Origin of the sequence: Geobacter sp. 60473, from assembly GCF_036323535.1 — a bacterium.
Classification (GTDB): Bacteria; Desulfobacterota; Desulfuromonadia; order Geobacterales; family Geobacteraceae; genus Geobacter; species Geobacter sulfurreducens.
Genome location: NZ_AP028967.1, coordinates 1662013 through 1684002, shown reverse-complemented (window position 1 = coordinate 1684002; position 21990 = coordinate 1662013). Strand labels below are relative to the sequence as shown.

The 21990-nt window shown below is 62.0% G+C and carries 16 protein-coding genes; 12 read left to right on the top strand and 4 right to left on the bottom strand.

Annotation, left to right across the window (positions count from 1 at the left end; genetic code table 11):
- The first annotated feature begins 12 nt into the window (after positions 1 to 12).
- Both AABA48_RS07680 and AABA48_RS07675 read left to right on the top strand, forming a co-directional pair.
- Positions 13 to 462 (top strand): N-acetyltransferase, encoded by a 450-nt coding sequence (locus tag AABA48_RS07680; protein ID WP_286352295.1) that lies wholly within the window; start codon positions 13 to 15, stop codon positions 460 to 462.
- 9 nt (positions 463 to 471) lie between these two features.
- On the top strand, positions 472 to 1812 hold the full coding sequence (locus tag AABA48_RS07675; RefSeq protein WP_286352296.1) for a TldD/PmbA family protein: 1341 nt from the start codon (positions 472 to 474) through the stop codon (positions 1810 to 1812).
- Positions 1813 to 1919: 107 nt separating this feature from the next.
- Here AABA48_RS07675 and AABA48_RS07670 read toward each other — a convergent pair whose 3' ends face one another.
- From AABA48_RS07670 to AABA48_RS07655, 4 genes are all read right to left on the bottom strand, one after another.
- On the bottom strand, positions 1920 to 2426 hold the full coding sequence (locus AABA48_RS07670) for a chemotaxis protein CheX (protein WP_286352297.1): 507 nt from the start codon (positions 2424 to 2426) through the stop codon (positions 1920 to 1922).
- 93 nt (positions 2427 to 2519) lie between these two features.
- Entirely contained in the window at positions 2520 to 3824 is a 1305-nt protein-coding gene (locus AABA48_RS07665; protein WP_338271260.1) for a TRAP transporter large permease, read from the bottom strand.
- A complete protein-coding gene (locus tag AABA48_RS07660; protein WP_286352299.1) occupies positions 3821 to 4303 on the bottom strand; it encodes a TRAP transporter small permease in 483 nt (160 codons plus the stop codon). The genes AABA48_RS07665 and AABA48_RS07660 overlap by 4 nt, the downstream gene beginning before the upstream one ends.
- Before the next feature lie 30 nt (positions 4304 to 4333).
- Positions 4334 to 5368, bottom strand: a complete 1035-nt coding sequence (locus AABA48_RS07655; protein WP_286352300.1) for a TRAP transporter substrate-binding protein — start codon at positions 5366 to 5368, stop codon at positions 4334 to 4336.
- Positions 5369 to 5580: 212 nt separating this feature from the next.
- On the opposite strand from AABA48_RS07655, the gene AABA48_RS07650 reads away from it, so the two are divergent.
- The 10 genes from AABA48_RS07650 (at position 5581) to AABA48_RS07605 (ending at position 21938) form a co-directional block, all read left to right on the top strand.
- Complete coding sequence (locus tag AABA48_RS07650) at positions 5581 to 7398, top strand: thiamine pyrophosphate-dependent enzyme (protein ID WP_338271259.1); 1818 nt, start codon at positions 5581 to 5583, stop codon at positions 7396 to 7398.
- Positions 7395 to 7943: an indolepyruvate oxidoreductase subunit beta gene (locus AABA48_RS07645; RefSeq protein ID WP_338271258.1), complete on the top strand. Its 549-nt coding sequence runs from the start codon at positions 7395 to 7397 to the stop codon at positions 7941 to 7943. The genes AABA48_RS07650 and AABA48_RS07645 overlap by 4 nt, the downstream gene beginning before the upstream one ends.
- A 39-nt stretch (positions 7944 to 7982) precedes the next feature.
- A complete protein-coding gene (locus AABA48_RS07640; RefSeq protein WP_286352303.1) occupies positions 7983 to 9284 on the top strand; it encodes a phenylacetate--CoA ligase in 1302 nt (433 codons plus the stop codon).
- Positions 9285 to 9539: 255 nt separating this feature from the next.
- On the top strand, positions 9540 to 12233 hold the full coding sequence (gene secA / locus AABA48_RS07635; RefSeq protein WP_286352304.1) for a preprotein translocase subunit SecA: 2694 nt from the start codon (positions 9540 to 9542) through the stop codon (positions 12231 to 12233).
- 57 nt (positions 12234 to 12290) lie between these two features.
- Complete coding sequence (gene argJ, locus AABA48_RS07630; RefSeq protein ID WP_324309798.1) at positions 12291 to 13472, top strand: bifunctional glutamate N-acetyltransferase/amino-acid acetyltransferase ArgJ; 1182 nt, start codon at positions 12291 to 12293, stop codon at positions 13470 to 13472.
- Positions 13473 to 13518: 46 nt separating this feature from the next.
- Positions 13519 to 13926 carry a DUF2914 domain-containing protein gene (locus AABA48_RS07625; protein WP_119334082.1) on the top strand — a complete coding sequence of 136 codons (408 nt, stop codon included), beginning with the start codon at positions 13519 to 13521 and terminating at the stop codon, positions 13924 to 13926.
- Between the two features lie 131 nt (positions 13927 to 14057).
- Complete coding sequence (locus AABA48_RS07620; protein ID WP_286352306.1) at positions 14058 to 15245, top strand: serine hydrolase domain-containing protein; 1188 nt, start codon at positions 14058 to 14060, stop codon at positions 15243 to 15245.
- Positions 15246 to 15362: 117 nt separating this feature from the next.
- A complete protein-coding gene (locus tag AABA48_RS07615) occupies positions 15363 to 16577 on the top strand; it encodes a response regulator (RefSeq protein ID WP_338271257.1) in 1215 nt (404 codons plus the stop codon).
- Between the two features lie 103 nt (positions 16578 to 16680).
- Positions 16681 to 19344: a valine--tRNA ligase gene (locus AABA48_RS07610; protein ID WP_338271256.1), complete on the top strand. Its 2664-nt coding sequence runs from the start codon at positions 16681 to 16683 to the stop codon at positions 19342 to 19344.
- Positions 19345 to 19649: 305 nt separating this feature from the next.
- Positions 19650 to 21938 (top strand): putative bifunctional diguanylate cyclase/phosphodiesterase, encoded by a 2289-nt coding sequence (locus AABA48_RS07605; RefSeq protein ID WP_286352309.1) that lies wholly within the window; start codon positions 19650 to 19652, stop codon positions 21936 to 21938.
- The last annotated feature ends 52 nt before the right edge of the window (positions 21939 to 21990 follow it).

The window sequence follows — 21990 nt, the reverse complement described above, 5'->3', positions numbered from 1 at the left end:
AGATACCGCGCCATGCTCCGTAAGGCACAGATTGCCGACGTCAAGGATATACAGAAGCTTCTCACTCACTTCGCCAGCAGGGGCGATATGCTCTCCCGCTCCCTGTCGGAACTGTACGAGGCGATCCGCGATTTTTACGTCTGGGAGGAAAACGGTGTGGTGCTCGGCGCCGCGGCCCTCCATATCATGTGGGAAGACCTGGCGGAGATCCGGTCTGTGGCCGTGTCCGAGGATGCGGGGCGCAAGGGGATCGGCACCATGCTCGTGCAGGCCTGCATCGACGAGGCCAGACAACTGGGGCTCAGACGCGTATTCTGCCTCACCTACAAGCCCGATTTCTTCGGCAAGTTCGGTATGAGGATCGTGGACAAGTCGGAGTTGCCCCACAAGGTCTGGACCGACTGCATCAAGTGCGTCAAGTTCCCCGACTGCGATGAAATCGCGATGATTCTTGATCTCTGAGAGGTTTCCATGGATACCGCCGGCATGATCAGCGCCGTTCAAGAAATACTCGCCAACCGTTCCCTGGACGGATGGGAGATAACCGCCGCATCGTCGCGCATTCTTTCTATCGAGGTGAAGGAACAAAAGGTCGATACCTTCAAGTGTTCCGCCCCGCTGGGGGTGAGCGTGCGCGTGCTGAAGAACGGCGGCATGGGGTTCTCCTTTTCCACAAGCATGGCACCGGAGGACTTGGCGCGCATGGTGGACAACGCCCTTGTGGGTGCCGAAAGCCAGACCCCGGACGCGGACCACGGTTTCCCCGACCCGCCGGCGGTATATCCCGATGTTCCGGGGCTGTTCGACGACGGGCTTGCTGCCGTGGCCGAAGAGGCAAAGATTGCCGTCGCACTCGACCTTGAGCGGCTTACCCTGGCGGCCGATCCGCGGGTGCGGAAGGTGCGGAAAGCCACCTATGGTGATTCCATGGTGGAGACTATGGTGGTCAATTCCCGGGGCGTCAGCTGCCGCTACCGGGGAACATCGGTGTCGGCCAGCGTGACGGCCGTTGCCGAGGAAAACGGTCAGTCCCAGATGGGGTGGGATTTCGATTTCTCATCCCGCTTCGACGGCATTTCGGTGGAGCGGATCGTTGCCGGCGCAGTTGCCAAGGCGACCGGCCTCCTGGGCGCCGCCACGGTGCCGACCATGCGCTGCCCCGCGGTGCTCGACACCTACGTGGCCACCGAGATCCTCGAAGTGCTGGCACCGGCATTCCTGGCCGAGAGCGTTCAAAAGGGCAAGTCGCTCCTGGCGGGCAAGCGGGGCGAGATGATCGTTGCGCCGCTGCTCACCATCCGGGACGACGGTACCCTGCCCGGCGGCATGGGAACCGCCCCCTTCGATGCGGAGGGAGTGCCCAAGCGGAATACGGTCCTGGTGGAAAGCGGGCGCCTCGCCGGCTACCTCTACGATACGCTCCGGGCGCGCAAGGAAGGGGTCGCCTCCACCGGAAACGCCATTCGCAGTGGTATCAAATCGCCGCCGCACATGGGGGTATCCAACCTTTTCATCGAGAACGGCACCGAAGCTCCCGAAGCACTGCTGGCTGGAATCGCGCGGGGGGTGCTGCTGACCGAGGTTATGGGGATGCATACCGCCAATACCATTTCGGGCGATTTCTCCGTGGGCGCGGCGGGCTTTCTCGTGGAGGACGGGCGCGTGGTCCGGCCGGTGAAGGGGATCGCCATTGCTGGCAACATTCTGGAACTGTTCAGGGGGGTCGAGGCGGTGGGGAATGACCTGCGCTTCTACGGCACGGTTGGTGCTCCGTCGTTGCGGATCGCCGCCCTGGATGTGAGCGGGGTGTAAGTCCGGCCGCACCATTTGCCGCGTATCGGACAAAAAGCACAAACAGCCGCCCGGCATGACCGGCGCGGCTGTTTTTCGTGGGGGACGTTCTGGTGCGGGGTGGCCCGCTACATGTACACCATGACCCGGAGAGCGAACTTGCCGTCCAGGCTCATGAAGGGAATGGTAACCCCCTTGCACTGGACGTTCATGCTGGAGCTGCCGCCCGCCTGATCCTGCGACGTCCCCTCGGCAACGGTACGCAGCATGCCGGAGACGATCAGAGGGAGCCCAAGGGCTACGTTGCCGTATTGCTCATGGTACTTGGTCTTGAATACCCCGGCGATGTTGTTTGTCAGTTCGCCGATGGCGTCCCTGATGGATTCCTCGTCGGGCTCGTCGATCATCAGCAGTTCCTTGGCGATCGTGACCGCTGCGGTGCTCTCTGCCGCCAGAATGATATAGCCCACCCGGTCGCCCGCAACCCCGACGATGCCGACCACGTCGGAATCGACGGGATCTACCTTCCGCTCAACCTTTCCTGCGAATATGTCTACGCTCAGGTAGTTTTTGAAGGTGTCCTGGGTGGCGGACATAATGGTGAACATGATTTCTTCGAAGGTGATTGCGGACATGGGCACTCCCCTTGATAGTGGTTTCTGAGTTTTCTCATCGCCCAGCAGCCGGAAAACTTTAGCAATTTTTCGGGCCGGGCGGTTACTGGCCGGTCATTTGACCAAGTCGGCCAGCACGAGCACCGTCCAGTAGGGGGACACCATGAGGATGGCAATGGATGCGATGTAGGACGGCATGTAGTAGAGGCCGCTACGAAAGACCGTGCCGAGAGGGATGCCCGACATGCCTGATACCACGTAGCAGCAGATGCCGATGGGGGGCATGATGGACCCCATGGTGGTCACGATGGTGATCACCTGGCCGAACCAGATCGGGTCGTAGCCCAGTTGGGTCACCAGCGGGTAGAAGATGGGGAGCGACACCAGCAGGAACGCCAGGGCGTCCATAATGCAGCCGCCGATGATGTAGCAGGCCAGGATGACCCAGAGGACCATCCAGCGGGGAAGGTCCAGGGAGCTGATCCACTCGGCGGTTTCATAGGGAAGTCGGGTGATGGTAAGGAACTTGGCGAAGATGACCGCGCCGGCCACGATCATGAAGACCATGCAGGAGATGCGCAGGGTGTCAACGAGTGCTCCGGCCAGTTTCTTCCAGGTGAGTTTTCTGCGCAGGCCGCAGATTATGAGAGCAAGGAAGCAGCTCACTGCCGCCGCCTCGGTGGCGGTCACCACGCCGGTAAACAGGGCGTACATGATGATGGCGAAGAGGATCAGGATGTCGATTGCCTCGGGCAGGGCGGCGAACCGCTCCCCCCAGCCGCTTTTAGGACCCTCGGGTCCCCAGTCCGGGTGGCGGCGGCAGATCCAGACTACGGTCAGGAGGATGAGAGTCGTCAGGATGGCGCTGGGGATGACGTTGCCGAAGAAGAGCTTGCCGATGGACTGGCCCGTGTAGAGCCCGTAGACCACCAGCACGATGCTCGGGGGAATCAGGACCCCCAGGGTCGCGCCGGCAGCCACGGAGCCGGCGTTGAGCAGCGGATGGTAGTTGTATTCCTTCATGGCAGGTATCGCCACGGCGCTCATGGTTGCGGCGGTGGCGGTGTTGGATCCGCTGATGGCCGAGAAGGCCGCCGATGCCAGGATCGTGGTCATGGCAAGGCCGCCGCGCTTGTGGCCGAACCACTTGTAGGTGGCGTGATAGAGACTGTTGTTGTAGCCGGCGTAGTGGACGATTTCCCCCACCAGTATGAATAAGGGGATGACCGTGAGGCCGTAGTTGGAAAAGCTGCCCCAGAGCTCGCTGCCGAGCATGGCCAGGGCCGCGTCCCAGGTGGTGACCGTGGCCATGCCGAGAAAACCGACCATCATCAGAGTGAAGGCTGCGGGAATCCGTAGCACGAACAGCATGAAAAACATGACACAGATGCCATAGACGCCGATAATTGGACCGCTCACTCCTCACTCTCCTTGCCGCGCAATACCGTTTTCATACAATCAATGAACAACACTCCGGCCAGAACCCCGAAGCCGGCAGCCACCACGTAGACAAAAGGGTAGTAGGTCAGCTTCAGCGTCTCGGACAACTCTCCCGACAGACGGAGCTTGTCACCCCAGATCCACACCTGCCAGGCGGCGATGCCGAACAGCCCGCAGGTGATGGCATAGTTCACCACGTCGAGCAGCCGCTTGACCGGTGCCGGGAAACGTTCCGACAGAATATCGACCACGATGTGGTCCTTGCGGCGCTGGGTGTGCCCCAGGGCACCGGCTATGACGATAGCGCCCAGGAACGAGACGATCTCGTAGGTCCCGGCAAAGGGAGCCCGGCCGATCCGGAACGCCACGTTGCCGGTGGCCAGCAGCACGAGCGCCAGGAGCGCCACACCGCCGACGACCATGAATACCTTGGAGATGATGCCGAATACACGTTCCATGATTACGTCCGGTCCCTGATCCCCGTATTCCTACCGCTTTTTCTTCGCCGGTGTCTCGTATTTCTTCCGGAAGGCCTGGACGTCCGCCACGATCTGTTTTCCGTTCAACCCCTGGGCGCTCACCTTTCTGACATAGTCATCCACCATGGGGGACAGAAGCGCGTTGATTTGCTTCTGGTCGGCGGCCGGCAGAGTGAACACCTGGTGCTGGTAGCCCTGCTTCGACCAGGCGAGAGATTCCTGCACGTGACGGTCGGCGTACTCGCCGGTCCATGCGGCCTGATCGCGGGAAAGGCCGTCCAGGGCCTTCTTGACGTCGGCCGGGAGCGAATCCCACTTTGTCTTGTTCATGACCACCGCAAAGGAAACCACCGGCAGGTTGGCGATGGTCGCGTAGGGGGTGTAGCTGGCGAACTTGAGATCCTGGAGAATTTCAAGGGAAGAGATCATCCCCTTGACGATTCCCTTCTGGATCGCTTCGGGGGTTTCCGATTGGGGCATGGCCACCGGCACCGCCCCCAGGCGCTTGGCCACTTCGGCGCTTGTGCCTGCCACGCGGAGTTCCATCCCCTTCAGGTCGGCCAGGCGTCGTACCGGCGCCTTGGTCATGAAGTTGGTGGGAGGGCAGGTGAAGACCGTCAGTACTTTTACCTTTTCAAACTCCCTGGGCTTGTACTTTTCGATCAGGTCATAGAGAACGAGGCTTGCCACCTTTGCGCTCGTGAAGCCCAGCGGAAGGTCCACCGCTTCGGACACGGGGAAGCGCCCCGGCTGGTAGCTCATGGCGAAGTTGCCGATGTCGGCGATGCCGGAGGTAACCCCCTCGAACATGTTCTTGGCGTTGAGGAGCGTGCCGCCGGGGAAGGTTTTCACCTTCACCTTGCCGCCGGTCCTTTTTTCCACTTCCTTGGCCCAGCGCTCCATTTGGACGCCCGGGAAGGTGGCCGCTGGCGGGAAGTTGGCGTAGGTGAGGGTGATGGTCGACTGGGCGCGGGCCGTGCCGGCCGCGGGGACGAGCGATGCCGCCAGCAGCGCGAGGAGCATGAACAGGGTGAACCGTTTCATTGTGCGACCTCCTGAGCGTGGGTGAAGTTTCGTGATATCGAACATGAATTTAATTAATGTCGTATGGAGGAATTGCTTTTGTATAAAGAAATATGCCCGGAAATTCAAGCCGATTCTCGACGCAAGCTCTTCATTTGTCGAGAATTTCGGTTGACAAACAAGGGGCGACCACGGAAAATTGGACGATTTTTTCGCGGAAGGAGTCATTTCCTGTGAGTGAACGGATGTTGTTGCTCGGCAATGATGCCATGGCCCACGGCCTTGTGGAGAGCGGATGCAGTGTCGTTGCCTCCTATCCCGGAACGCCCGCCTCGGAGATCCTCTCCGGCGTGGCTCTCTGGCGGGAGCGCTACGGCGTACCCATGCACGTGGAGTGGGCCGTTAATGAGAAGGTGGCCTTTGAGATTGCCTATGCCGCCGCCCAGTCCGGTTTGCGGGCAGCCACGGCCATGAAGCAGGTGGGACTCAATGTTGCCTCCGATCCGTTCATGAGTGCCGCCTACCTGGGAGTCACCGGCGGTTTCGTGGTCATCTCCGCCGACGATCCGGGGCCCCACTCGTCCCAGACCGAGCAGGACAGCCGTCTGACGGCCATGTCCGCCAAGGTGCCCGTCCTCGACCCCGATTCGCCCGAGCAGGCCAGGGAGCTTATTGCCGCCGGGTTCGAGTTGTCCGAGGCCTTCCGGGTGCCGGTCATGCTCCGGCCCACTACCCGGGTCTGCCACGCCAACCAGGACATCCTCCCCGGTCCGGTTGCTCCGTCCGAACGGACGGCCGCGTTTGTCAAGGATCCGACCCGGTGGGCCGCCACCCCGGTCTTTCGCCACAAGCTTCACCTGGAGCTGGAGGAGAAGCTGGCCGGCATTGCCGCCTGGGAGCCTACCGCCCCGCGGCTGCTCAATCCGGGGGGCTCTTCCAGGAAGGCACTGGTCGCCTCCGGCGTGGCAGCGGCCCACGCCCGCGAGGTGCTTGGGGATCTGGGACTCCGGGACGTCCTTCCCCTCTGGCAGGTGGTGCAGCCCTATCCCCTCCACACGGCGTTCGTGGAGCGGCTTCTGGCCGACTACGACGAGGTTCTGGTGCTGGAGGAGACCACCGGGGTCATGGAGCTGCAACTGGCCGACCGTCACCGGGTAAAGGGAAAGCGGTCGGGCTTTGTTCCCGAGGTGGGAGAACTGTCCCCGGAACTGGTGGAGCGTCTGGTGGCCGCTTTTGCCGGCATTCCCGCCGCACCCTCCGTTGCGCCTCCCACGGGTGGCGGCCGCCGGCCGACCCTCTGCCCGGGGTGCCCCCACCGGGCCAGCTTTTATGTCATCAAGCGGGCTGCGCCCAAGGGAATCTATCCTTCCGACATCGGCTGCTACACCCTCGGTCTCAACCTGGGAGGGGTCGACACGGTCCTCTGCATGGGGGCGGCGGTCTCCCAGGCGGCCGGCTTCTACCACGCCTACAAACTTTCCGGCCAGGTACCCGACATCGTCGCCACCATCGGCGACTCCACCTTCTTCCACGCGGGAATCCCGCCGCTCATCGACGCAGTGGTGCAGGATGCGCGGTTCGTGCTCGTGATTCTGGACAATGCCACCACCGCCATGACCGGCAACCAGCCGACCCCGGCACTGGGGTGGGGCGCCGGCGGGGTGCCCACGGCGACGGTTGACATGGAAGGCCTCATCAAGGCGTGCGGTGTCCGTTTCTGCCGGGTGGGCGAACCGGGGAATCTCCCCGCTTTTACCGCCCTGATGAAAGAAGCGGTGGCCTTTGCCCGGACCGACGGGCTTGCCGTGGTCATTGCCCGCCAGCCCTGCGTGGTTGATCGGACCTACACCGGCGAACGGCCGCCGAAGCGCGCGGTGCGGGTAAGCGATGCCTGCAACGGCTGCCGCTTCTGCACCACCCAGTTCGAGTGCCCGGCCCTGGTCTACGACGAAGAAACGAAGCGGGTGGTTGTCGATACCCTCGTCTGTTCCAAGTGCGGCGTTTGCGTCGATGTCTGTCCGCGGCTGGCCATCGAGGAGGTGGGAAAATGACCGGGGGAGAGCAACTGATCATCAGCGGGGTGGGGGGGCAGGGAATCCTGTTCGTCACCCGCATTCTGGCCGAGACCGCCATCCGCACCGGCATGCCGGTCATGACCTCCGAAACCCACGGCATGGCCCAGCGGGGCGGGGTAGTCATCTCCCATCTGAAGGCGGGCGAATTCTCAAGCCCCCTCGTGCGCCCCGGCAGGGCCGACGGCCTGCTGGCCATGAAGGAGGAGAACATTGCGCTCCACCGGCATTTTCTCCGCCCCGGCGGATGGATCGTGGCCAATGCCTCCCGTGTCCCCGCCGGACTTGAGGGGCACCCGATCCATGTCATCGACGCCGACGCCCTTGCCCTGGAGATCGGCTCCCCCCAGGCGGTGAACCTGATCCTCCTCGGCTTTGCCCTGGCCCGGCTCACCGATGCCGGCCTCTTCTGCTCCACCAGCCAGGTGATTGCAACCATCGAGCACCGGCTGGCGGAAAAGGGGGCGCTCCGGGCCGCATCTCTCAAGGCCCTGCGTCTCGGCATGGAGCGGGCGGAGGCTTGATTTTCCGGTAATCCTTTCCGATGGAGGTTGTAACCCCCTATGCTGACCCGCTTTCCCGCCCACTACTCATCTCCCGCGGAACTTGAACGGCTCCAGCTCGACGGCCTGCGCTGGACCGTGAACCACGCCTGGCGCAACTCATCCTTTTACCGCAGCCGGCTCGAAGAAGCGGGCGTGACGCCAGACGACGTCACGGACCTCGCGGATGTTGCGAAGCTTCCCTTCACCTCTGCCGACGACCTGCGTGACGGCTATCCCTTCCCCCTTCGTGCGGCCTCCCATGAGCAGCTCGTCCGGATTCACTCATCCTCGGGGACAACTGGGAAGCGGAAAATCCTCTGCTACACCCAGAAGGATGTGGATGACTGGGCCGACATGTTCTGCCGTTGCTACGAGATGGCCGGGGTCACCCGTGAAGACCGGGTGCAGATCTGCGTCGGGTATGGTCTCTGGACCGCCGGAGCGGGTTTCCAACTGGGATGCGAGCGGTACGGCGCCCTGGCAGTGCCCGTGGGGCCGGGGAACCTCGATATCCAGACCACCTTCCTGGTGGATCTTCAGTCAACAGTGGTCTGCTGCACCGCCTCCATGGGGCTGCTCCTGGCCGAAGAGGTCCAGCGGCGCGATCTGCGGGACAAGATCGCCGTGCGCAAGGTGATCCTCGGTGCCGAACGCTCCAGCGAGGCGATTCTAGCCAAGATCCGTGAATGCCTCGGTGCCGAGTCGGTCCACGACATCACCGGCCTCACCGAGGTGTATGGTCCCGGCACGGGGCTTTCCTGCGGAGCGCCGGGCGCAGACGGCTCCATACACTACTGGGCAGACTACTATCTCCTTGAAATCCTCGACCCGGAAACGCTCCAGCCGGTGCAGCCGGGCGAGGTGGGGGAGATGGTCTTCACCACGCTCCGCAAGGAGGGTGCACCGCTCATCCGCTATCGCTCCCGGGACCTGACCCGCCTCGTGCCGGGCGATTGCCCCTGTGGCTGCATCCTTCCCCGTCACGACCGGATACTCGGGCGTTCCGACGATGTGGTGATTTTCCGGGGGGTCAACATCTATCCCGGACAGATCGATGAGATTCTCGACCGGATCGACGGGCTCGGCAGCGAATTCCAGGTGGTTCTGGACCGGGGTGCCGATGGTCGCGACCACATGACCATTCGGGTGGAGCGGGCCGAAGATGCTGCGCCCACAGCGGATGCCGGCCTCTGCAAGGCGATCGTGTCGGGCGTGAAGCACTCCATGATGGTTTCCTGCGAGGTGGATCTCCTCCCCTACGGCGAGCTCCCCCGGTCCGAGCGAAAGACCCGCCGCATGTTCGACAACCGCGCCTACTGACCCGTAACCGACCCGTCAAGCCGGTGGAGCAGGGCGGACACCGGTGCCCAGGTGCGCGGCCGGCCAGGCCGCAGGGAACAGCCTTGGCCGCTTTTGTCCGTTTCTCGGGGCCCTGTGCGCAACGTGCCGCGCGACACAACCGTTTCATGGGCCTGGCGCTGCGCCGTACGGATTCTATTGAGCATTTCCGGCTGTTGTGCTACCGTTTCCGCTTGCGTTTGACCATTACACGATTTCCCAGGAGACCCGGTTTATATGTTTGGAGCCATCATAAAGAAGATCGTCGGCAGCAAGAACGAGCGTGAACTCAAGCGCATGTGGCCGGTGGTGGAGAAGATCAACGGCCTTGAGTCACAGGTGGCGGGCCTGACCGACGATCAGCTCAGGGAGAAGACGTTCGAGTTCAAGGAGCGGATTGCCCGGGGCGAAAGCCTCGACTCCCTGCTGCCCGAGGCCTTCGCCGTCTGCCGGGAAGGGGGGAAACGGGCCCTCGGCATGCGCCACTTCGACGTGCAGCTCATCGGCGGCATGGTGCTCCACCAGGGGAAAATCGCCGAGATGAAGACCGGCGAGGGGAAGACGCTGGTGGCGACCTTGCCGGCATACCTGAACGCCCTCACCGGGCGCGGGGTACACGTGGTCACGGTCAACGACTATCTGGCCCGGCGGGACTCCGAGTGGATGGGGCGTCTCTACCGCTTCCTGGGACTCACCGTGGGGGTCATTGTCCACGGCATCGATGACGAGGATCGTCGCGCCGCCTACGCCGCGGACATCACCTACGGCACCAACAACGAGTTCGGCTTCGATTACCTGCGGGACAACATGAAGTTCGCCCTGGAGGATTACGTTCAACGGCCCTTCTTCTTCTCGATCGTGGACGAGGTGGACTCCATCCTCATCGACGAGGCCCGGACGCCCCTCATTATCTCCGGTCCCACCGAGGATTCCACCGACAAGTACTACATCATCGACCGGATTATCCCCCACCTGAAAAAGGGGGAGGCCAAGGAGGTGGAGGCGAACACCCTTTCGGGCAAGCGCAAAGTCTACACCGGCGACTTCACGGTCGACGAGAAGGCCCGCTCCTCCTCACTCACCGAGGAGGGGGTCGCCAGGGTCGAGAAGCTGCTCAAGATCGACAACCTCTACGACCCGAGCCACATGGAGATCCTCCACCATGTGAACCAGGCACTCCGGGCCCATGCCCTGTTCCGGCGCGACGTCGACTACGTGGTCAAGGACGGCGAGGTCATCATCGTCGATGAGTTCACCGGCCGCCTCATGCCGGGCCGTCGCTGGTCCGACGGGCTCCACCAGGCCATTGAGGCCAAGGAGGGGGTGGAAATCGAGAACGAGAACCAGACGCTCGCCACCATCACCTTCCAGAATTACTTCCGTATGTACGAGAAGCTCTCCGGCATGACCGGCACCGCCGACACTGAAGCCGAGGAGTTCCACAAGATCTACAAGCTGGAAGTGACGGTCATCCCCACCAACCGCCCGCTGCTGCGGCCGGACTTCCCTGACGTCATCTACAAGACCGAGCGGGAGAAGTTCAACGCCGTCATCGAGGAAATCAAAGGGTGCCACGAGAAGGGACAGCCTACCCTGGTGGGAACCATCTCTATTGAGAAATCCGAGGTGCTGGCGGAGATGCTCAGGAAGCAGGGGATTCCCCACAACGTGCTCAACGCCAAGCAGCACGAGCGGGAGGCCGAGATCGTGGCCCAGGCCGGCCGCAAGGGAATGGTGACCATCGCCACCAACATGGCGGGCCGCGGTACCGACATTCTGCTCGGCGGTAACCCCGAAGGTCTCGCCAAGCAGTGGCGTCGGGCCAATCCCGATGCCCCAGAGGAAGAGTACGAAAAGGTGCTGGCCGAGTACCGCACCCTCTGCGCCAGGGAGCACGACGAAGTGGTGGCCCTGGGCGGTCTCCACATCATCGGCACCGAGCGCCACGAGTCCCGGCGGATCGATAATCAGCTCCGGGGCCGGTCGGGACGCCAGGGGGATCCGGGCTCATCCCGCTTCTATCTTTCTCTCGAGGACGACCTCCTGCGGATCTTCGGCTCCGAGCGGGTTTCCAAGATAATGGACTTCCTCAAGATCGAAGAGGGAGAGGCCATCACCCACGGCATGATCACCAAGGCCATCGAGAATGCCCAGAAGAAGGTGGAGGCCCACAACTTCGAGATTCGGAAGCACCTGATCGAGTACGACGATGTCATGAACAAGCAGCGCGAGGTGATCTATACCCAGCGTCGCGAGATCCTGGCCGGCCAGGACATCCGTCGTCACTTCACCCAGATGATGGACGATACCATTGAGGAAATCTCCTCCTTTGCCATAGAAAAGGTGTCGGCCCATGAATGGGACTGGCAGTCGATCGGCGAAGGGATTCTGAAGACCTACGGCTTCCAGATCGACATACCGCCCCAGACCATGGACCGGCTCTCCCCCGAGAGTTTCCGCACCCTGCTCAAGGAGAAGGTCCACGAGGCCTTTGATGCCAAGGTGGCGGCCTTTGGCGACGAACTGATGGACCACCTCATCAAGGTGATCATGCTCCAGACCATCGATGCCCAGTGGAAGGATCATCTCCTCTCCATCGACCACCTCAAGGAGGGGATCGGGCTGCGGGGCTACGGCCAGAAGGATCCGAAGCAGGAGTACAAGAAGGAAGCCTATCAGCTCTTCATGGACATGATGGCCCGCATCGCCGCCGAGACCGTGGAAAAGATCTTCTGGGTCCAGATTGCCCACGAGGAAGATGTCGAACGGATGGAAGAGGAGCAGCAGAAGCAGGCCCGGAAAAAGATGGTCTTTAACCTGGTCGACGAGGATGAAACCTCGGAGCCGTCCAAGTCCAAGAAGCTTGCCGGGCGCAACGAGCCCTGCCCCTGCGGTAGCGGCAAAAAGTACAAGAAGTGCTGCGGAAAATGAGATAGTCTATGAAAGCGCCGGTTTCTCAGGTGGCGGCGCTTTCGTGAGGTTTCAGCTATGAACGTCAAGGGATTTCGGTTCTCGGCCGTTGAAGCGGCCATCAAGAAGCCGGGCCGCCTGGACCTGGCTCTCATCTGCTCGGATGCGCCCGCTGCAGTGGCCGCGGTCTACACCACCAACAAGGTGAAGGCCGCACCGGTGCTTCTGGACATGGAGCGAACCACGAGCGGCACCTGCCGAGCGGTGGTGGTCAACAGCGGCAACGCCAATGCCTGCACCGGAGACCGGGGGATGGAGGACGCGCGGGAAATCACCAGCCTCGTGGCCGAGCGGATTGGTGCGCCGGAGCATGAGGTGCTCGTATGCTCTACCGGCGTGATCGGCGTGCCGCTCCCCATGGAGCGGATCAGGGGAGGGATTGCTCCCCTCGTGGCCGGGCTGGGTTCGGCTACCCTCGATCAGATCGCCGCGGCCATCATGACAACCGACACCTTCCCGAAACTGGAGGCGCGTACCGGGACTGCGGGAGGGGTCGGATACACCATCGCCGGTATCGCCAAGGGCGCCGGCATGATCATGCCGAACATGGCCACCATGCTCGCCTTTATCGTCACCGATGCCGCGGTGGATCCCCAGTGGCTCGACCGGATCTTCCGCCGCGCCAACGATACATCCTTCAATGCCATCACCGTTGACGGCGACATGTCCACCAACGATACCGCCATCATCATGGCCAACGGCGCAGCCGGCAACCCGGTCCTGTCCGAGGGGAGCGAGGGCGCCGCGGAATTTGCGGCTCTGCTGGAGGAGGTGCTCCTCTCCCTGGCTAAGCTGATCGTCAAGGATGGTGAAGGGGCCACCAAGTTCGTGGAAGTAACCGTGAAGGGTGCCCGCTCCGATGCCGACGCCAAGCGGGCCGCCATGGCCGTTGCCAATTCATGTCTGGTCAAGACCGCCTTTTTCGGGCAGGATGCCAACTGGGGGCGGATTTTCGCGGCGGTGGGCTACTCTGGCGCGGACGTGGAGCCGGACCGTGCCGAGCTGTTCTTCGACGATGTCAGGATGGTACAGGGTGGTGTTTTCGCAGGCGGCGACGCCGAGGCGCGGGGTACCGGGGTGTTGCGGAAGAAGGAGTTCACCGTTACTGTAGACCTGCACCTGGGCGACGGACGGGCAACGGTTTACACCTCGGACCTGTCCTACGACTACGTCAAGATCAACGCCGATTACCGTACCTGAGGAGCAGAGAGGTGTCGAACAACACCAAAAACAGGAGAGTGAGGTGGTGCGGATGCTGAGACTGGTCGTCCTGCTCGTTGCGCTGGTTGCGTGCGGCATGATCGTTGGCTCGCCCGTTCGGGCGGCCGATCTCAAGATCACCGAGATGGCGGTAACCACAAAGATCTCCCGCAACAACCCCATCGATGCGGTACGTCGAATCTCGCACCGGTCGGTGAAAGCCCTCTACTGCTTTACCCGTATCGTCAACCCCGGCGCCCAGGAAACGGTCATTCGCCACGTCTGGTACAAGGACGGCACAATGGCCGGCGAACAGGAGCTTGCGGTCAAGGGCGAGAAATGGCGTACCTGGAGCAAAAAGCCCGTTGACGCCGAATCGGTTGGCTCCTGGCGCGTCGAGGCGGTGGATTCGGCCGGGAAGGTCCTCAAGGCGGTGGAATTCAAGGTGCACTGATGGGGAGACCGTGTCTCCCCTTTTTTCTGTCCCCATAGCCAAGGCCTGAATCTTGCTTGTCTGGTGGTGAGGGCCCTGCCCTCCAGTGGCTCCCACGGTTCACGTTCGGTACAGAGTGACGGAATGCCTCCATGTTGTCCCGAAAGATACTTGTCATAGCCCTGATACTTTTCGGTTCGCTGACGGTTTTTGCCGGTGATTCACCGTATGCACCGCCGGCGGGCGGAGAAGCCATCGGGCGGTTGATGGAAAGGGCTATGCATGACGGTCTGGTAGCGGGCGGGATCGTGCTCGTGGGGAACCGTCACGGCACGATCTACGAGCACGTCTTCGGCAAGCAGTCCTCCCTGCCCGATTCCCCGCCGGTCACATCTTCCACCATCTTCGACATTGCTTCCCTCACCAAGGTCATCGCAACGACCCCTGCAGTCATGAGGCTGGCGGAGGATGGCCGACTCTCACTGGTCGATCCCCTGGTACGCTGGTTCCCCGAATTTGCGGGCCACGGCAAGGACGATGTCCTTGTGGTGCATCTGCTGACCCACACCTCCGGCCTCGACGATTTCTCCCTGTCTTCTGCAGATCCCCTGCAAAGCGCCATCAGCGGGGTGGCCGCCCAGAAGTTGAAAGGCGAGCCGGGCAACCGGTTCAGGTATGCCGATATCAACTTCATCCTGCTGGGCGAGCTGGTTCGGCGCGTTACCGGCAGTACTCTTGACCGCTATGCGGCGGATGCCTTTCTCCGCCCCCTGGGCATGAAGGACACAGCATTCCTGCCCGGCCCCGCAATTGTTGAGCGGTGCGCCGCCACCCTGGACGGCTCGGGGGGGCCCCACTTCGGCACGGTGCAGGACCCCCTGGCACGTCTCCTGGGAGGCGTTGCCGGACATGCGGGCCTCTTTGGTACGGCGAGCGACTTGGCACTCTTCTGCCGGATGATCCTCGGCGAAGGTGAGCTCAACGGCCGGCGCGTTCTGGAGGAGCGAACGGTGCGCCAGATGACGGCCCCCTATTTTTCCCGCGGGGGCAAGGTGGCGCGGGGGCTCGGCTGGGACATGGCATCCCCGTTTTCATCGCCCCGGGGAGAAGGGTTTTCCGAGGAATCGTTCGGCCACACCGGCTACTCGGGCGGATCGATCTGGATCGATCCGCGGACGGATACTTACGTGATCTTTCTCTCGGTCCGTCTTGATCATCGCCATACCAAGGCCTTCAGCCAGCTGCGGAGCGATCTGTCGACACTGGCCTTCCGGATGCTCTTTCCGGACCTTCGTGAGCTGGTGGAAACGGCATCCTACGGGGCTGTTACGACCCGGTAAATAGCTTGACACCCTCAGGTCAGTATGGTAGCGTTTCCGCGATTGTTCGCGGGTTAACCGCACTTTCCCCCATCCATCCGGGGCCCCTTTTCCGACGCTCCCCCTGAAGGAGGATTCATGGGCAACAGGCTGCTCCTTGCCGACGACAGCATCACCATTCAGAAGGTCGTGGGAATTATCTTCGCCAACGAAGATTTTGAACTGACCGTTGTCGACAACGGTGACGCCGCGCTGGAAAAAGCCCGTGAAACCAGACCCGATGTGATGCTCATCGATGCCCTCATGCCCGGCTCCAATGGCTACGAGGTGTGTGCCGCCGTCCGGCAAGACCCCGCCCTGAAGAACACGCCTCTCCTGCTCATGACCGGCGCCTTTGAACCCTTTGACGAAGAGCGGGCCCGGCAGTGCGGCGCGGATGACTTTATCTCAAAACCCTTTGAATCCCAGCAGCTTGTCGATAAGGTTAAAGAACTTCTGGCACTGGGAAGCTCACGCGCGGTAACGGGTGCAGGCGCTGCACCGGGTTTTGCCGCAGAAATTCCTCCCGCCGTTTTCGAGGTGGAGCCGGAGACGTTCGTTTCGCCCCCCGAGCCGCCAGCCGTCTTCGAGACGGCTTCATCCGAGCCGTTTCCGATGTTCGAGTCGGAGCCCCTGGCTGCGCCTGCTGGCGAGGCTGTGGCGCAGCCAGTGACGTTCGAAGCCGAAGGGACCGCTCCTGCCGATGATCTGTGGGGAGCCTTCGAGCTTGAGGAGGAGGTTGCCGGCGAGGTTGAAGTCGGTGAGATGGTGCCCGGAGACGAGGCAATGGGAGAGGTGTTCGATGCCGCGGCCTTTGCTGCAGCGCCCACCGTCTCCGCCGATTCAGAAACGTTCGGTGTGCCTGCTGAAGAATTCACCTTCACCGAAGAACCCGCGTTCGGCGCAGTTGAAGAAACGATGAGCTTCGGCGCGGTGGCCGAACCCGAGTCCTTTGCCTTTGAGCTCGAGCCGACGGCCGGTGCCCCGGCTGCGGAGGCCTTTGCAGCGGAACCGGCGGCCGGCTTTGAGTTCGGCGGCGCTGTCGTGCCGGAGCAGTTTGTCGTGGAACAGCAGTTCGCCCCTGAGGAAGAATATGTTCCCGCCGCCCCTCCGGCTCCTTCCACGTCGGCGGTGCCGGCTGTCGAGCCGGTTGCCCCGGGCCCGGGGACCATCACCCTCACCGAAGAACAACTGGCCTCCGCCATTTCACGAATCTCCCGCGAAGTAATCGAGCGGATCGCTTGGGAAGTGGTGCCCGAACTGGCGGAGACGATCATCAAGGAAGAGATCCGCAAGATCAAGGAAGGACTCTAGGTCACACTTCAGGGCCGGCCCACGGGACCGGTTCACACCGCTGAAACTGAAATGGGGATGCTTCATCCCCATTTTTATTTTGAAAAGAGAAGAGGTTAATCGAATGGCAGAAAAAGAACTGGCAAAGGTTTACGAGCCCACGGCCGTTGAACGGAAATGGTATGAAACCTGGGAGCAGGAAGGCTATTTCAGGGCAGCCCCGGACAGCGGCAAGCCACCCTACAGCATCGTCATCCCGCCGCCCAACGTCACCGGCGCCCTTCATATGGGGCACGCCCTGAACAATACGCTCCAGGACATCCTCTGCCGCTGGAAGCGGATGAACGGCTACGAGGTCCTCTGGATGCCCGGCACCGACCATGCGGGCATTGCGACCCAGAACGTGGTGGAACGCCAGCTGGCAGGCGAGGGGACGAGCCGCCACGAGTTGGGGCGCGAGGCTTTCATCGAACGTGTCTGGAAATGGAAGGCCGAGTCCGGCGGCCAGATCATCGGCCAGCTCAAACGGCTCGGCGCATCCTGTGACTGGGGGCGCGAGCGCTTCACCATGGACGAAGGGCTTTCCCGCGCCGTGCGCGAGGTCTTTGTCCGTCTTTACGAGGAAGGGTTGATCTACCGGGACAACCGTCTCATCAACTGGTGTCCCCGCTGTCACACGGCCCTGTCCGACATCGAGGTGGAGCACGAGGACAAGGCGGGAAATCTCTGGCACATCCGCTATCCCGTGGTTGGCGAGCCCGGCCGCTTCGTGGTGGTGGCCACGACCCGTCCCGAAACCATGCTCGGCGATACCGCCGTGGCGGTTCACCCCGAGGATGAGCGCTATGCCGACCTCGTCGGCAAAAAGGTGCTGCTCCCCCTCGTGAACCGGGAAATACCGGTGGTGGTCGACGAGTACGTGGATCGGGAGTTCGGTACTGGTGTGGTAAAGATCACCCCTGCCCACGATTTCAACGATTTCGAGGTGGGGCGCCGTCACAATCTGGACCTGCTCAACGTCTTCGACGAATCGGCCGTGGTTAATGCCGCCGGGCACCAGTACGAGGGGATGGAGCGTTTCGCCGCCAGAAAGAGGGTGGTGGAAGACCTGGAAGCGCTGGGGCTTCTGGAGAAGATTGACGATCACGCCCACGCGGTGGGGGGCTGCTATCGCTGTAAGACGGTGGTGGAGCCGTACCTGTCCCTCCAGTGGTACGTGAAGGTCGGCCCCCTGGCCGAACGGGCCCTGGCCGCCGTGAAGGACGGGCGGACCCGGATCGTTCCCCAGCAGTGGGAAAACACCTATTACGACTGGATGGAGAATATCAAGGACTGGTGCATCTCGCGCCAGATCTGGTGGGGACACCGGATTCCGGCCTGGTATTGCGACCACTGCGGCGAAACCACGGTGGCTAAAATCGATCCGACAGTCTGCGCCGCGTGCGGCAGCGACGAGATCCGTCAGGAAACCGACGTGCTCGACACCTGGTTCTCCTCTGCCCTGTGGCCCTTTTCGACCATGGGCTGGCCGGACCGGACACCGGAGCTTGCGGCGTTCTATCCCACCTCGTGTCTGGTGACGGGTTTCGACATCCTTTTCTTCTGGGTGGCGCGGATGATGATGATGGGGCTTCACTTCATGGACGAGGTGCCCTTCAGCGACGTATACATCCATGCCCTGGTGCGCGATGCCCAGGGCCAGAAGATGAGCAAGTCCAAGGGAAATGTCATTGATCCCCTGGTGGTCATCGACCAGTACGGCACCGACGCCTTCCGGTTCACCCTGGCGGCCTTTGCCGCCCAGGGGCGCGACATCAAGCTGGCCGAGGAGCGGATTGCCGGCTACCGGAATTTCGTGAACAAGATCTGGAACGCCTCCCGGTTCGCTCTCATGAACCTGGAGGGATTCGAGCCCGATACGGTGGACCCGGCAACACTCGACCTGTCCAATGCGGATCGCTGGATCCTGCACCGGCTCAACGCGGCCGCCGCTGAAACCGCCGAGGCGCTGGAGGCATACCGCTTCAACGATGCGGCAGGGACCCTCTACCGGTTCACCTGGAGCGAATTCTGCGACTGGTACATTGAGCTGGCAAAGGACGATCTCTACCGGGGCGACGATGCACGCAAGGACACGGCGCGGTATGTCCTCTGGCTCGTGCTCGAAAACCTCCTGCGGCTGCTGCATCCCTTCATGCCTTTCATTACCGAAGAGATATGGCAAACGCTGCCGGGCGCGCGTCCCGCGCCGAGCATCATGGTGGCCGGCTATCCGCGTCCCGTGCCTGAGCGTGATTTCCCCGACGGTGCGGCCGAGATGGAACTGGTCATGGAAGTGATCCGCGGCATCCGGAATATTCGGGGCGAGATGGATGTGGCTCCGTCACGGGAGATAGCTGCTATCCTTTCCTGCGGTTCCGCCGAGAGCCTGCACCTGCTCAAGCGTAACGAGGTCTACGTCATGAGTCTCGCTCGCCTCTCAGACCTGGCCATCGGGCAGGAGCTTGAACGGCCCGCCGACGCTGCGATTCAGGTGGCAGGAGACGTGGAGATCGCGGTTCCCCTCAAAGGACTCGTCAATGTTGAGGAGGAGGAGAAACGTCTCCTGAAGGAGATTGGCAAGCTCGACAAGGAGATCGAGATGTTCGGCCGCAAGCTTGAGAATCCCTCCTTTGTGGAGCGGGCTCCGGCGGACGTGGTGGCCAAGGAGCGGGAAAAGCTGGCCGAGGTGACGCAGAAGAAGGATGTTCTCTTGGCCAGCCTCGAAAAAATACGAAAACTGGCCTGATTTTCCGCTATAACGCCGCCGGGTCCGCAGATGACCGGCGGCGTTTTTCATGAGGCGCCTTTTCACCGCATGTGGCAGTTGCCGGCGCGGGTCAAGATGGTGACATGCGTTGTCAATAATTTCGTGGAGGTCGCGGTACCGGTTACCCAATGGCCGTTGCAAACATGTCGATGTCACGGATTATTTGTTTCTTTCTTTGTCGTCTGTCTGTTTTTGGATGGAATTTTGCATTTATATAAGCTTTTATGGTTGCGGCCCCGTGCGCATGACCGACAGAACAAAGTCAGGATAATCTTCCGGGTCCCATGGCGAATCTCAAGCGATATAACGATGGCCTGTTCAAGCTTGACCTCTGGATCAGGCGACTGCTGACCATTGGTGAGTCGGGCGCGCTCTACACGGCCCTCTGCGATGGTGTCTGCGATATCGTCGGAGCCGGGACCGCTGTGTTTACCACCATCGACATCCAGGCCGGCACCCTGACCTACATGGCCGCGTCCGGGGGCTGGAATGCCATGGTGAAAGGGCTGGCGGTCCCCATGAAGAGCGGGAATCTGTGTGCATCGGTGGCCGCCTGCGGTACTCCCCTGCGGATCGACCGGATATCCTCCCGCGCTGACTCCTGCGAACTCCTGCAGGTGATGGACATGGATGCGGCGCTGCTGGTCCCCGTCCTTGAGGAAGGGAGAGTGACGGCCTGTCTGTCCGCGTTCCGGGTAGGCAATCCCTTTGATCAGATCGACGAGCAGCTTCTGCAGCAGTATGCCCACACCGCAGCCATGGTACTGCGCACCGTTCATCTCATGGTCGACCTGCGGCGCCATGCCGCCATGCTCGAAGAGGAGAACGATGAGCGGACCAGGGCCGAGCAGAAGCTGGCCGAGACCAACGTCTTCCTCAATTCCGTGGTTGACGGTGTGGCCGAGCCCATGGTGGTGGTCGGGCTCGATCGCCGTGTCATCATGACGAACCGGGCGGCTCGCGACTTTTTCCAGATAGCCGAGGCCGGCAGTGACGAGGCCTGCCATCGGCTCATTCACCATCGCGATACCCCCTGCGTCAGAGACGAGGGGATGCGGTGCCCCCTGCTCGATGTGCGGACGGCGAAGCGTCCGGTCATCGCAACCCAGGAGCATCGGGACCGGAGCGGGGACAAGCGCGTGGTGGAGGTCATGACGTCCCCGCTGCTCGGCAGCGATGGCACAGCCATCGGTATCATCGAGGCGTTCCGGGATATCACGGATCGTCGCCAGGCCGAGGAAACCATCCGGCAGATGGCGTACTACGACTCACTCACCGGGCTGCCCAACCGCAGGCTCTTCAACGACCGGCTCCGCCAGTCCCTTGCCCTTGCCCAGCGGAGCAAGCGTCTTCTGGCAGTGCTGTTTCTCGACCTGGACCGGTTCAAGCTGATCAACGATACCCTCGGGCATGCGGTGGGAGACAAGCTTCTCATGCAGGTGGCCAAGCGCCTCAAGGGGGTTTGCCGCCGCGACGGCGACACCGTGGCCCGGCAGGGCGGCGACGAATTCATCATCAATCTGTCGGTCATTTCCGATGTGAAAGATGCCCTGAAAGTGGCCCAGAAGATCATAGACAGCCTGCGGACCCCCTTCGTGATCGATGGACACGAGTTGTTCATCACCACGAGCATCGGTATCAGCGTGTTTCCCTATGACGGCCGCACGAGCGACGCTTTGGTGAAGAACGCCGATTTTGCCATGTACCGGGCCAAGGAGCAGGGGCGGAACAACTGCCAGCTCTACACCCCCGAGATGAACAGCAAGGCATTCGAGCGGCTTTCCCTTGAAAACGATCTGCGCAAGGGGCTTGAGCGGGAAGAGCTGGTTCTCTACTATCAACCCAAGGTCAACGTTGACGACGGGCAAATCTCCTGCATGGAGGCCCTGGTCCGCTGGCAGCACCCCACCCTGGGGCTCGTGCCGCCGGCGCGCTTCATTCCCCTGGCGGAAGAAACGGGGCTCATCGTTCCTCTGGGCGAATGGGTGCTGAGGACCGCGTGCCGTCAGAACCGGGAATGGCAGAAGGCCGGCTACCCACCCATGCAGGTGGCGGTCAACATTTCTCCCCGCCAGCTCCAACAGGGGAATCTGGTGGATGTGGTGGAGCGGGCACTCTCCGATTCGGGGCTCGCCCCCCGGTGGCTCGTGCTGGAAGTGACGGAGAGCATCATGATGGACGGCACCGAAAGCACTTTGGCCACCTTCCGCGTGCTGGAGCGAATGGGAATCCATATCGCCATTGATGATTTCGGTACTGGATATTCATCCCTGCACTATCTGAAAAAGTTTCCGATCCATGCCCTGAAGATCGACCGTTCGTTCATTCGCGACATCACAACGAACCCTGACGACGAGGCAATTACCAGCGCGGTGATCACCATGGCAAAGGGGCTCAATCTGAAAGTGGTTGCCGAAGGTGTTGAAACCGTGGAGCAACTTGAAGTGCTGCGGGCGCTGCAGTGCACCCACATGCAGGGACATCTCTTCAGCCGCCCCGCGCCGGCGGAGCAGTTCGCGCCGGTCTTCGGCCGGGCTGCGGGCGCCTACCTCGGTTTTGGAACCTGGTGTTGACGGGGCCGGGCGGGAACAGGGCGACAAGGCCCAGGCGGGCTGTGTTACCGGT

Bases quoted from the DNA above. Each gene is read 5' to 3' on its own strand.
- AABA48_RS07640 (WP_286352303.1), top strand. From the start codon at position 7,983: ATGCTGACCCGCTTTCCCGCCCACTACTCATCTCCCGCGGAACTTGAA.
- AABA48_RS07655 (WP_286352300.1), bottom strand. From the start codon at position 5,368: ATGAAACGGTTCACCCTGTTCATGCTCCTCGCGCTGCTGGCGGCATCG.
- AABA48_RS07605 (WP_286352309.1), top strand. From the start codon at position 19,650: ATGGCGAATCTCAAGCGATATAACGATGGCCTGTTCAAGCTTGACCTC.
- AABA48_RS07680 (WP_286352295.1), top strand. From the start codon at position 13: ATGCTCCGTAAGGCACAGATTGCCGACGTCAAGGATATACAGAAGCTT.
- argJ (WP_324309798.1), top strand. From the start codon at position 12,291: ATGAACGTCAAGGGATTTCGGTTCTCGGCCGTTGAAGCGGCCATCAAG.
- AABA48_RS07615 (WP_338271257.1), top strand. From the start codon at position 15,363: ATGGGCAACAGGCTGCTCCTTGCCGACGACAGCATCACCATTCAGAAG.
- AABA48_RS07610 (WP_338271256.1), top strand. From the start codon at position 16,681: ATGGCAGAAAAAGAACTGGCAAAGGTTTACGAGCCCACGGCCGTTGAA.
- AABA48_RS07660 (WP_286352299.1), bottom strand. From the start codon at position 4,303: ATGGAACGTGTATTCGGCATCATCTCCAAGGTATTCATGGTCGTCGGC.
- AABA48_RS07670 (WP_286352297.1), bottom strand. From the start codon at position 2,426: ATGTCCGCAATCACCTTCGAAGAAATCATGTTCACCATTATGTCCGCC.
- secA (WP_286352304.1), top strand. From the start codon at position 9,540: ATGTTTGGAGCCATCATAAAGAAGATCGTCGGCAGCAAGAACGAGCGT.
- AABA48_RS07645 (WP_338271258.1), top strand. From the start codon at position 7,395: ATGACCGGGGGAGAGCAACTGATCATCAGCGGGGTGGGGGGGCAGGGA.
- AABA48_RS07620 (WP_286352306.1), top strand. From the start codon at position 14,058: ATGTTGTCCCGAAAGATACTTGTCATAGCCCTGATACTTTTCGGTTCG.
- AABA48_RS07675 (WP_286352296.1), top strand. From the start codon at position 472: ATGGATACCGCCGGCATGATCAGCGCCGTTCAAGAAATACTCGCCAAC.